Origin of the sequence: Streptomyces prasinopilosus (assembly GCF_001419695.1) — a bacterium.
Taxonomy (GTDB): Bacteria; Actinomycetota; Actinomycetes; order Streptomycetales; family Streptomycetaceae; genus Streptomyces; species Streptomyces prasinopilosus.
In genome coordinates, this window is sequence record NZ_LIRG01000459.1 from 1 (window position 1) to 11664 (window position 11664).

11 protein-coding genes are annotated in these 11664 nt (G+C 72.2%); 5 read left to right on the forward strand and 6 right to left on the reverse strand.

Going from position 1 to position 11664, the window contains the following annotated elements; all coding sequences use genetic code 11:
* Both AOK18_RS19340 and AOK18_RS19345 read right to left on the reverse strand, forming a co-directional pair.
* A partial coding sequence (locus AOK18_RS19340) for a serine hydrolase domain-containing protein (RefSeq protein WP_055695180.1) occupies nt 1–726 on the reverse strand: 726 nt, incomplete at its 3' end.
* A gap of 18 nt (nt 727–744) precedes the next feature.
* Complete coding sequence (locus AOK18_RS19345; RefSeq protein WP_079105095.1) at nt 745–1254, reverse strand: GNAT family N-acetyltransferase; 510 nt, start codon at nt 1252–1254, stop codon at nt 745–747.
* Nucleotides 1255–1342: 88 nt separating this feature from the next.
* Here AOK18_RS19345 and AOK18_RS19350 point away from each other — a divergent pair, with 88 nt between their 5' ends.
* Nucleotides 1343–1819: a MerR family transcriptional regulator gene (locus AOK18_RS19350; protein ID WP_055695186.1), complete on the forward strand. Its 477-nt coding sequence runs from the start codon at nt 1343–1345 to the stop codon at nt 1817–1819.
* On the forward strand, nt 1816–2880 hold the full coding sequence (locus AOK18_RS19355) for an aldo/keto reductase (protein ID WP_055695181.1): 1065 nt from the start codon (nt 1816–1818) through the stop codon (nt 2878–2880). The genes AOK18_RS19350 and AOK18_RS19355 overlap by 4 nt, the downstream gene beginning before the upstream one ends.
* 118 nt (nt 2881–2998) lie before the next feature.
* Here the strand turns inward: AOK18_RS19355 and AOK18_RS19360 are convergent, their stop codons facing one another.
* From AOK18_RS19360 to AOK18_RS19370, 3 genes are all read right to left on the reverse strand, one after another.
* Nucleotides 2999–3847: a DUF4429 domain-containing protein gene (locus tag AOK18_RS19360; RefSeq protein ID WP_055571902.1), complete on the reverse strand. Its 849-nt coding sequence runs from the start codon at nt 3845–3847 to the stop codon at nt 2999–3001.
* A 67-nt stretch (nt 3848–3914) separates the two neighbouring features.
* Entirely contained in the window at nt 3915–5132 is a 1218-nt protein-coding gene (locus tag AOK18_RS19365; protein WP_055571901.1) for an alpha/beta hydrolase, read from the reverse strand.
* Between the two features lie 86 nt (nt 5133–5218).
* Complete coding sequence (locus AOK18_RS19370) at nt 5219–5893, reverse strand: TetR family transcriptional regulator (protein WP_055695182.1); 675 nt, start codon at nt 5891–5893, stop codon at nt 5219–5221.
* Between the two features lie 207 nt (nt 5894–6100).
* Between AOK18_RS19370 and AOK18_RS19375 the strand changes: the two genes are divergently transcribed.
* Nucleotides 6101–7723, forward strand: coding sequence for an MFS transporter (locus AOK18_RS19375; protein WP_055695183.1), 1623 nt, complete (start codon nt 6101–6103; stop codon nt 7721–7723).
* 307 nt (nt 7724–8030) lie between these two features.
* A complete protein-coding gene (locus AOK18_RS19380; protein ID WP_055571898.1) occupies nt 8031–8339 on the forward strand; it encodes a hypothetical protein in 309 nt (102 codons plus the stop codon).
* A 127-nt stretch (nt 8340–8466) separates the two neighbouring features.
* Here AOK18_RS19380 and aceE read toward each other — a convergent pair.
* The coding region (gene aceE / locus AOK18_RS19385) for a pyruvate dehydrogenase (acetyl-transferring), homodimeric type (RefSeq protein ID WP_240503239.1) at nt 8467–11092 on the reverse strand (2626 nt) is incomplete at its 5' end.
* Nucleotides 11093–11558: 466 nt separating this feature from the next.
* Here aceE and AOK18_RS32010 point away from each other — a divergent pair.
* Nucleotides 11559–11664 (forward strand): DUF3052 family protein (locus AOK18_RS32010; RefSeq protein WP_206281563.1); only part of this gene is annotated, 106 nt, incomplete at its 3' end.

The window sequence follows — 11664 nt, forward strand, 5'->3', positions numbered from 1 at the left end:
CGCCGCCGGGTCGATCCACAGGAACGTGCCCGACTGGCCGAAGTGGCCGAAGGTGCGGGGCGAGGAGGAGCCGCCCGTCCAGTGCGGGGACTTGGCGTCGCGGATCTCGAAGCCGAGGCCCCAGTCGTTGGGGCTCTGGTGGCCGTAGCCCGGCAGGACGCCCTTGGTGCCCCGGTACTGGACCGTCATCGCCTCGGCGACCGTGCGCGGGTCCAGCAGGCGCGGGGCCTGCACCTCGGCGGCGAAGCGCAGCAGGTCGTCCACCGTGGACGTGGCGTCCTTCGCCGGGGAGGCGGTGCCCTCCAGGGAGGTCGACGTCATCCCCAGCGGCTCCAGCACCGCCTGCCGCAGGTACTCGGCGAACGGGATGTCCGTCGCCTTCGCGATGTGGTCCCCGAGCTGCTCGAACCCCGCGTTGGAGTACAGGCGGCGCTCACCGGGGGCGGAGGTCGTCCGGTGCTCGTCGAACGCGAGACCGGAGGTGTGGGCGAGGAGGTGGCGGACCGTCGAACCCTCGGGGCCGGCCGGCTCGTCCAGCTCGATCGCGCCCTCCTCGTACGCCACGAGCACCGCGTACGCCGCGAGCGGCTTGGTGACCGAGGCGAGCGGGAAGCGGTGGCCGGTGGGGCCGTGGGTGCCCAGGACGGTGCCGTCCGCCCGGACGACGCCCGCCGCCGCGGTGGGAACCGGCCAGTTCTCGATCAGCGCGAGGCTCTTGAGCGACATGCCTTCGAGGGTAGGCGCTCACAGTCGCAGCTCGAGCAACGGGTCCGGTCTCCGGGTGAAGCCCAGGGAGGCGTAGAGCGGCTCGGCCTGCGAGGTCGCGGTGAGGCGGATGCGGTGGGCGCCGCGTTCCCGGAACCACTCCAGCAGGACCTCCATGCAGGCGCGCGCGTGGCCCCGGCGGCGGGCGTCCGGGTCGGTGGCGACGCTGAAGACGTAGCCGTCGGTGCCGCGCGGGTCGTGCACGCCGCCGATGCGGTACTCGATCGTGCCGGCCACCAGTGCCGACAGCCCGCCCCGCGCCGACGGCCCGCCCCGTTCCGGGCGTCCCGGCCGGTCCACGACGAACGCCGCGAACGGGCCGTCCGGATCGGCGAGCTTCGCGCGCAGCACCGGCAGGGCGTCGGCGTGCCAGTCCGTGGCGGGGGAGGAACGGGCCATCGAGTCGATCATCACCTGGCGCAGGCGCAGTACCTCCTCCGCGTCCCCGGGCACCGCACGGCGTACACGCACACGAGTCATGGCCGGCATGCTATTCGGCCGGGGAGCCCGTCCTCCCGTCGTTTTCCCGCCGGTCGTGCTTGCCTGGAGTGCACTTCAGGGATCTAGCGTGGAGGGCATGACGGTGACGGAGACCACGGGTGAGGGCACGGGTGCCGGGACCGGCACCTGCGCCGGACCGCCGCAGGGCGACCGGCGGCCGGACGGCGCGGACCGGTACACGATCAGCGAGGTGGCCGCCCTCACCGGGCTGAGCGCCCACACCCTGCGCTGGTACGAGCGCATCGGGCTGATGCCGCACATCGACCGGTCGCACACCGGCCAGCGCCGCTACAGCAACCGCGACCTCGACTGGCTCGCCCTCGTCGGCAAGCTCCGCCTGACCGGGATGCCGGTCGCGGACATGGTCCGGTACGCGGAGATGGTGCGGGAGGGCGACCACACCTACGCCGACCGCTTCGACCTCCTCAAGGCGACCCGCGAGGACGTGGTGGCCCGGATCGCGGAACTCCAGGGCACCCTCGCCGTGCTCGACCGGAAGATCAGCTTCTACGCGGACGCCGGGCGCGCCCTGGCGTCGGAGAGGTCCCGATGACCAACGGCACCAACGGCACCAACGGCACCAGCGGCAGCGACGGCGGCACCGACGGCAGGATCACGACGGCCCCCCTGGGCGCGGGCGGCCCCGAGGTGGGCGTGCAGGGCCTGGGCTGCATGGGCATGAGCTTCGCCTACGGCCCCGCGGACGCGGACACCTCCCGGGCGACCCTGGAACGCGCCCTGGAACTGGGCGTCACGCTCTACGACACGGCGGACTCGTACGGGGCGGGGGAGAACGAGCGGTTCCTGGCGCCGTTCTTCAGGGCGCACCGGGACGAGGTCGTGATCGCGACCAAGTTCGCGCTGTCCATCCCGCCCGACGAGCCCACCCGGCGGATCGTCCGCAACGACGCCCCGTACATCCGGCAGTGCGTCGAGGCGAGCCTCGAACGCCTCGGCGTCGACGTCATCGACCTCTACTACATGCACCGGCGCGACGTGAACGTGCCGATCGAGGAGACCGTCGGCGTCATGGCCGGGCTGGTGCGCGAGGGCAAGGTGAAGCAGCTCGGGCTGAGCGAGGTCACCGCCGGTGAACTGCGGGACGCGCACGCCGTGCACCCGATCGCCGCGGTGCAGTCGGAGTGGTCGTTGTTCAGCCGCGACATCGAGGCGAACGTGGTACCGGCCGCCCGGGACCTGGGCGTGACCCTGGTGCCGTACTCGCCGCTCGGGCGGGGGTTCCTGACCGGTTCCTTCACCGACGCCGGCCAGGACCTCACCCCGGACGACTTCCGCCGTCTGATGCCCCGGTTCACCGGCGAGAACGCGGCGGCCAACGCGGCCCTGCTCGCCCCGGTCCGCGCCGTCGCCGACGCGCACGGCGCCACGCCCGGCCAGATCGCCCTGGCCTGGGTCCAGCAGCGGGCGGCCGTGCACGGCCTGCCGGTCGTCCCGATCCCGGGCACCCGCAGGCCGGTCCGGGTGGAGGAGAACACGGCGGCGACCCGGATCACCCTCACGGACGCGGAACTGGCCCGACTGGAACCGATCGCCGCCGAGGTGGCGGGCACCCGCTACGCGGACATGGCCTTCACGTCCGCCGGACGGGAGTAGGACGGCACCCCTGCGGCCGGCCGGCGGGGCACGACGGACCGCCGCCCCCGTACGGCCGACGGGGCGCGGCGACCGCCACCGCGGCCGGCGGAGCCCCGCGACCGCGTCCGGCGGGGTCCTACAGCTCCGCCAGCAACTCCGCCTTCTTCACGGAGAACTCCTCGTCCGTCACCAGGCCCGCCCGGTGCAGTTCCCCGAGGTGGCGTATGCGGTCGGCGATGTCCGCGGGGTCGCGGCGCACGGCGGCCACGGCCACCGCGGGCACCGGCGCGGTCGTCCGCGCCGCCGCCAGCACGGCCGCGGCGAACGGCAGCGACTCGTGCACCGGGCCGTAGCCCAGCCCGAACACCACGGCCGCCGGGTCCTGGTCGGCCTGCGGGGACCGGGCGGGCTCGTCGTGGCGCAGCAGCCGCAGGTGCCCTTCGAAGACCTCCGGGGAACGCCACTCCACACCGCACAGCTCCCCGACGGGGAAGCGCTGGTCGCCGGCCTTCCACTTCGCGGACGAGGCGCCCGTCCACGACCAGCGGAAGGAGACCGTCTTCCCGTCGAAGGAGGCCCTGCCGTCGTACGCCTTGAAGTGCAGCGGGGCGTCCGGGACGGACACCAGATGGCGCTCGGCGGGACCCGACTCGGTGAGCAGGGCGAGGAGTTCGTCGGCGTAGTACTCGGCGAGCGTCTCGCGTTCGGCGGGCAGCACCAGCCGGTAGGGGTCGCAGCCGTCCGTCAACTGCCCGGCCGCCGCCTCCATCAGTGGGTCGGCGCCGGGCCGCGGTTCGAGGCGCAGCACGACGGTGCCGCGCCTGCCGGGGGTCAGCGTCACTCCGGCGACGGCCTCCAGGGGGATGCGGCGTTCCCCGAGCGCCTGGAACAACCTGGGTGTTCGGATCCCCCTTTCGTACCGGATGAGCACGGAGTCGGAATCGAACTCCCAGGCAGCGTGAAATCCGGCCAGTACGTCACCCATGCGGCTCATCGTATGCGGCACGAGCTTTTTCGTCCCCTCCCCGTGCATACCGCGGTTGCTCCGTCCTCTACGCGCGTCCCGATGCGGCGGCACCGGACAAATCCGCCCGGCATACGCCGTCGCCGTGTGCGCAGTCCACCGCGCGGTACGCGCCAACACCGATCTCGGCGAGGTTGCGCAGACTGTCGGTGCCCGGCACGAAGTACCCGCTGTGCCCCCGGGCCTCACGCGCCGACAGCACCCGGGCCCCGAAGGCCGGGGACACCGGGTCGGCCCCGTGCCCGAGTCCGCCGAGTTCCAGGTAGGGCACGTCCTGGATCCAGTCGTCGGCGTCCCGCATCGCCCACACCCGCGCGTGGGTGCGCAGGTCGGTGACCGACCCGGCCCGCATGCCGGGACTGCCGGCCACCGCTATGTCGGTCACCCGGCCGGGCAGCGCGGGCGCGGCGAGCCCGCACACCACGGAGCCGTAGCTGTGGCAGAACAGGGAGACGCGGGCCGCGCCGGGCAGGGCGCGCAGCAGCGCGCCGAGGCGCGCGGAGCCGTCCTCGGCGCGCGCCGCCGTCGCCGACTCCATGCCGAGCCCGCTGGGCGCGGTGTAGTCGGCCCAGGCGATCACGGCGGTGCGGACCGAGGGGGCCGCCGCGTGCTCGGCCGCGTGGAGCGACCGGGCCATGCCGACGGGCGCCGCGTGACGGCGGTGGGTGCGCTGGAAGGTGAGCAGGTCGGTGTCGACGCCGGGGACGACGACCGAGATCCGCTCGGCCCCGCGCAGGTCGCCGAACACCTCGGCGGCCCGGCCGGAGCCCGACGGGTCGAAGGCGAGGATCTGGCGGCCCGGCCCCCTCAGGGACGTGAAGCGGTTCATCCGGCGGCCCGCCTGGTGCTGCCCGGCGGGCGTCAGCCGTTTGTCGCGCATCCGTTCCCGCTCGACCTCGCGGGCCTGCCCCAGCGCGATGCGGTTGGCGCGGTAGCGCAACGTGGCCGGGGCGCCGTTCATGTTGCCGACCGCGAGCGGGAAGCGCCGGGCGAGGTCGACCCGCTGGGCCTTGGTGAGGGAGGCGAAGAACCGGGCCAGTTCGGCGGGCGCGGAGTCGGGGTCGGGCAGCCGGTGACCTCCTATGCGTCCCTTCTCCCAGGCGGAGAGCGAGGCCGTGAGCGGTGCCGCGTCCCGGTGCCGGCGCAGTGCCGTCCAGCCGGTGGTCGCCAGCATCACGAAGACGACGGCCAGGGCGAGCAGGGCGCGCCACACGTTCAGTTGCGGAGTGGTGTCGAAGGAAGTCACTGACAGGACACACTAGGAGAACAAGAGGGTCTCACGTCGGCGGAGTGACGGGTATCACGTTTGGCTGCGCCGATGGTGAGCAGGTGTCACCGGGAGGTGTGCCGGTCGTCGCTCCAGGGCTCCGCCAGGGCGGGGCCCAGCCGGTCCAGGTGGGCCGTCGTCAGCTCGCGCAGGGCGGCGAGCCCGGAGTCCCCGGCGGACCAGGACCGTTCCGCCACCCGGATCACGCCGCAGACCGCGGCCACCAGGATGCGCGGCCGGGGGTCGGTGTCCGGATCGACGCCCTCGCGCTCGGCGATCACGCGGGCCAGCCGCTCCTCCAGTTCGCTCGAGCGCCGCAGGTGCGCGGCGAGCAGCGCGGGCGTCGACTCGATCACCCGGTACACCCGCAGGTGCAGTTCCAGCGGCACGACCTGCTCGACGGCCTCGGCGATGTCGTCCCAGCTCTCCCGCAGGGCCCCGCGCAGCGCGTCCAGCGGCGGCTCGCCGGGAGGGCGCCCCCGTACGGCGTCGACGAGGAGGGACTCCGCGAGGCGCGGGACGTGGAACGCGACCTCCTCCTTGCCGGCGAAGTAGCGGAAGAAGGTGCGCTGCGAGACGTGGACGGCCGCCACGATGTCGTCGACCGTCGTCCCCTCGTAGCCGCGCGCCGCGAACAGTTCCAGGGAGGACCGGAGCAGCGCGTCGCGGGTGAGCCGCTTCCTGCGTTCCCGCAGCCCCGTTGCCGGCGCCGCGCCGGCGACGGTCCCGACCGTCTCCATCGTTCCTCCCGTGGTTCTCCGGACCGATTCCCCCCGTGGTTTCCCGTGGTTCCCCGTGATCCCGGGGGGACCGCGGCGGTTCCCGTGGTCCCCCCGGAGCGTTTCCGGCACTGTTCTCCCTGCTCAGGCTATAGGGGCAGGTCCGCCGAGTTACCGATCGGTGAATTGGTTTGTCAACTGTCAGTCGCTGTCACTAGCCTCGAGAACATGACTGGTCAAACCACCATCGACAAGACGGGACCCGGGGACGCGACACCTCCGGGCGCCCCGTCGGACGCGGCACGCGGCAGAGGGCTGCGCGGCCATCCCTGGCTCACGCTCTTCACCGTCGCCGTCGGCGTCATGATGGTGGCCCTCGACGGCACCATCGTCGCCATCGCCAACCCCGCCATCGCCAGGGACCTGGGCGCCACCTTCGCCGAGGTCCAGTGGATCACCAACGCGTACTTCCTCGCCCTCGCGGTCTCCCTGATCACCGCGGGCAAGCTCGGTGACCGGTTCGGCCACCGGCAGACCTTCCTCATCGGCGTCGTCGGCTTCGCCGCCGCCTCGGGCGCGATCGGCCTGTCCGACGGCATCGCGTCGGTCATCGTCTTCCGCGTCCTGCAGGGCCTGTTCGGCGCGCTGCTGATGCCGGCCGCGCTGGGCCTGCTGCGCGCGACCTTCCCGGCCGAGAAGCTCAACATGGCCATAGGCATCTGGGGCATGGTCATCGGCGCCTCCACCGCCGGCGGCCCGATCCTCGGCGGCGTCCTCGTCGAGCACGTCAGCTGGCAGTCGGTCTTCTGGATCAACGTCCCGGTCGGCGTCCTCGCGCTCGCCCTCGGCGTGTGGATCCTGCTCGACCACCGTGCGGAGAACCGCCCGCACTCCTTCGACGTGCCCGGCATCGCCCTGCTGTCCGGCGCGATGTTCTGCCTCGTCTGGGCGCTGATCAAGGCCCCCGAGTGGGGCTGGGGCGACCTGAGGACCTGGGGGTTCATCGCCGCCTCGGTGCTGCTCTTCGCGGTCTTCGCGTTCTGGGAGAAGCGGGTCCGGGAGCCGCTGCTGCCGCTGGAGATGTTCCGCTCCGTCCCGCTGTCCGCGGGCGTGGTGCTGATGGTCCTCATGGCCATCTCCTTCATGGGCGGCCTGTTCTTCGTCACCTTCTACCTGCAGAACGTGCACGGGCTGAGCCCGGTCGACGCCGGTCTGCACCTGCTGCCGCTCACCGGCATGATGATCGTCGGCTCCCCGCTGGCCGGCGTGGTGATCACCAAGGTCGGTCCGCGCATCCCGCTGGCCGGCGGCATGGCCTTCACCGCGCTCGCCATGTTCGGCATCTCCACGCTGGAGAAGGACACCGGAAGCGCCGTGATGTCGCTCTGGTTCGCCCTGCTGGGCCTCGGCCTGGCCCCCGTCATGGTCGGTGCCACCGAGGTGATCGTGGGCAACGCCCCGCTGGAGCTGTCCGGTGTCGCCGGCGGTCTCCAGCAGTCCGCCATGCAGGTCGGCGGCAGCCTCGGCACGGCCGTGCTGGGCGCGGTGATGGCCTCCAAGGTCGACAACGACCTCGCGGCCAACTGGGCGGGCGCGGGACTCCCGCCGCTCACCCCGGAACAGGCCGCGCGGGCCGCCGAGGCCGTCCAGGTCGGGGTGCCCCCGGTGAGCGGGCAGATGCCCCCGGAGGTGGCCGCCACGGTCACCGAGGTGGCCCACGACACCTTCCTCTCCGGCATGAGCGCGGCTTCCCTGGTGGCCACCGGGGTCGCCGTCGTGGCGGTGGGCGTCGCCCTCCTCACCAAGCGCGGTGAGAACGCGGAGGCCGGCGCGGGCGTCGGCCACATCTGACGGACCCGGCCGCACCCGGACCCGGACCGGCCGCGGGCCGGAAACCGGTGGCCGGATTCGCTCGTCAGGGTGAACCGGCGCGGTGACCCCTCCCGTTCGGAGGGGACCGCAGGTGACAGTGGGTCATGTCCTCCGCAGGGCCTGGGCGGAGTTCGGAGGACGCGGCCGCCCGCGCGCTGCCGGAGGGGGGCGGCGCGCGGGCGGCGGCTCGTCCGCCCTCGCTCCGGGGGCATTCACGCCCCGAGTGGGGGTACCCGTGTGTCGAACCCCACTGAAACTCCAACCGACCCCGGGGTTCAGGGAGTTGATGATGGCGAGCTTTGGAGAGGGCACGCGCAGGCACCCCCGCTCACGTGGCCGGACGTGGTCAGGGAGCGGGCCGGATCGCGCGACGCTCGGAATCATCGGAGTCATCTGCGCGGTCGCCGGATTCTTCGTGCTGGGGATCGTCCTCGGCCCGGCGGCGATCGTCTGCGGCTGGCTCGCCATGGGCCGCAGCTGGGGCGGGACCCGCTCGCTCCCGGCGCTGATCGCCGTGGTGCTGGGCGCCATCGACACGCTGCTGGCGATCATCTGGCTCGCCTCGGCCACCGGCCCGGGCTACGGAGTGTTCTGACCACCCGGACGGCCCGGACGCCCCGGGCGGCACGGGAACCGGACGGAAGGCTCCGGAACGCAACGGGAGAAGGGCCTCCGGCGAACGCCGGAGGCCCTTCCTCACGCGCCGCGCGAACGCGCCCGCGTCAGGCGTCGCCGCCCGCCGGCCCCGGGTCGGCCGCGGTCACGTCGAGCAGCCGGTAGCGGTCGATGGCCTGCTTCAGCACGGACCGGTCGAGGTGCCCCTCGCGGGCCAGCTCCGTCAGCACCCCCACCACGATCGACTGCGCGTCGATGTGGAAGAACCGCCGGGCCGCCCCGCGCGTGTCGGCGAAGCCGAAGCCGTCCGCTCCCAGCGACTGGTACGTCCCCGGCACCCAGCGCGCGATCTGGTCCGGAACCGACCGCATCCAGTCCGACACCGCCAGGACCGGCCCCTCGGCCGACGCCAGCTTCCGGGTGACGTACGGCACCCGCTGCTCCTCCTCCGGGCCCAGCAGGTTGTGCCGCTCGCACTCCACGGCCTCGCGCCGCAGCTCGTTCCAGGAGGTCGCCGACCAGACGTCGGCCCGGACGTCCCACTCCTCGGCGAGGATCCGCTGGGCCTCCAGGGCCCAGGGCACCGCGACGCCGGACGCGAGGATCTGGGCCGGCATCGAGCCCGTCGTGCCCTCGCGGAAGCGGTACAGGCCCTTGAGGATGCCGTCCACGTCCACGTCCTCCGGCTCGGCGGGGTGCTGGACGGGCTCGTTGTAGACGGTCAGGTAGTAGAAGACGTCCTCGCCGTTCGGGTGCTCCTCGTCGCCGCCGTACATCCGGCGCAGGCCGTCCTGCACGATGTGCGCGATCTCGAACCCGAAGGCCGGGTCGTAGGCCACGCACGCCGGGTTCGTGGACGCCAGCAGCTGCGAATGGCCGTCCGCGTGCTGCAGGCCCTCACCGGTCAGCGTCGTGCGCCCCGCGGTCGCGCCGAGGACGAAACCGCGCGCCAGCTGGTCGCCCATCTGCCAGAACTGGTCGCCGGTGCGCTGGAAACCGAACATCGAGTAGAAGACGTACACCGGGATCAGCGGCTCGCCGTGCGTGGCGTACGCCGAGCCGGCCGCGATCAGCGAGGCCGTGCAGCCGGCCTCGGAGATGCCGTCGTGCAGCAGCTGCCCGTTCGGCGCCTCCTTGTAGGCGAGCAGCAGCTCGCGGTCCACGGACTCGTACTGCTGCCCCAGCGGGTTGTAGATCTTCGCGCTCGGGAAGAAGGAGTCCATGCCGAACGTGCGGTACTCGTCCGGCGCGATCAGGACGAACCGCTTGCCGATCTCCTTGTCCCGCAAGAGATCCTTGAGGAGGCGGACGAAGGCCATGGTCGTCGCGATGGACTGCTGGCCCGAGCCCTTCTTCACGTTCGCGTACGTCTTGTCCTCGGGCAGCACGAGGGGCTTCGAGCGCACCACGCGCGTCGGCACGTACCCGCCGAGCGCCTTGCGGCGGTCGTGCATGTACTGGATCTCCTCCGAGTCCCGGCCCGGGTGGTAGTACGGCGGCAGGCCGGACTCCAGCTCCTTGTCGGAGATCGGCAGGTGCAGCCGGTCGCGGAAGCCCTTGAGGTCGTCGACCGTCAGCTTCTTCATCTGGTGCGTGGCGTTGCGGCCCTCGAAGTTCGGGCCGAGCGTCCAGCCCTTGACCGTCTTGGCGAGGATCACCGTCGGCTGGCCCTTGTGGTCCTTCGCCGCCTGGTACGCCGCGAAGATCTTCCGGTGGTCGTGGCCGCCGCGCCCGAGGTGCAGCACCTGGTCGTCGGTCATGTTCTCGACCATGGCGCGCAGCCGGTGGTCGTCGCCGAAGAAGTGGTCGCGGATGTACGCACCGGACTCGGTGGCGTACGTCTGGTACTGGCCGTCCGGCGTGGTGTTCATCCGGTTGACCAGGACGCCGTCCCGGTCCTGGGCGAGCAGCGGGTCCCAGGAGCGGTCCCAAACCAGCTTGATCACGTTCCAGCCGGCGCCCCGGAAGACCGACTCCAGCTCCTGGATGATCTTGCCGTTGCCGCGCACCGGCCCGTCCAGGCGCTGCAGGTTGCAGTTGACGACGAAGGTCAGGTTGTCCAGGTTCTCGCGGGCCGCGAGGGTCAGCTGGCCCAGCGACTCCGGCTCGTCCATCTCGCCGTCGCCGAGGAACGCCCACACGTGCGACCGCGAGGTGTCGGCGATGCCGCGCGCCTCCATGTAGCGGTTCATCCGGGCCTGGTAGATCGCGCTGATCGGGCCCAGGCCCATCGACACGGTCGGGAACTCCCAGAAGTCCGGCATCGACCGCGGGTGCGGGTACGACGACAGCGCTTCGGGCGCCTTCGACTTCTCCTGCCGGAAGCCGTCCAGCTGCCGCTCGCTCAGCCGGTCCAGCAGGTACGCCCGCGCGTAGATGCCCGGCGAGGCGTGCCCCTGGAAGAAGACCTGGTCACCGCCGTCGCCCTCGTCCTTGCCGCGGAAGAAGTGGTTGAAGCCCACGTCGTAGAGCGACGCCGAGGAGGCGAAGGTGGCGATGTGGCCGCCGACGCCGATCCCGGGCCGCTGCGCGCGCGAGACCATCACCGCCGCGTTCCAGCGGGTCGCGTTGAGGATCTTGCGCTCGATCTCCTCGTTGCCCGGGAAGAACGGCTCCGCGCGGGTGGGGATCGTGTTCACGTAGTCCGTGCTGCGCATCTCGGGCACGGCCACGCGCCGCTCGCGGGCCCGCTCGATCAAGCGCAGCATCAGGTAGCGGGCCCGCTCCCGGCCGNNCCTGACTCGGAAGGCCGCCAATGATGATCGGGTTGCGATCGGATGCGGAAGCCACGCTGTTCCTTACCTGTCGAAGGGCCGTGAGGAGGCCGCTGCTTCACTGCTGTAGCCGGGTCTGCGCGTTCCCCATGGTCCACCCCGGGGCCGCGCACGTCATCTCTACCGATAGGTAACCCGGACCCGGCACCGGTACGGTGGCGTACGGAGCGAATCTCGGATTCATGCGAGTCTCGTACCCGTATACAGTTCCCAAACGCCCATTCGGGGCACAAGGGTGTGGTGTGAGTCACTGTGGACCAGGATGATGTGCCTGGAGTTGCGGTGGCCCGGCCAGGATCGTCACCGTTTAGGCGGTCCGGGCGGCCGGGTACTTGCGCGATCCGCCCCGCCCGTGTGGACTACGGCCAACGCCGCGCGCCCGCGCGTGGCTGAGATATTCCCAAACCATGATCAGGAGGCAACCCGTGAGCGCGACCGCGGACCACGCGGAGGAGCGGACGAACCCTGCCGCCAGGCTGGGGTTCCAGCCCGGGCAGGTGGTCCAGGAGATCGGCTACGACGACGACGTCG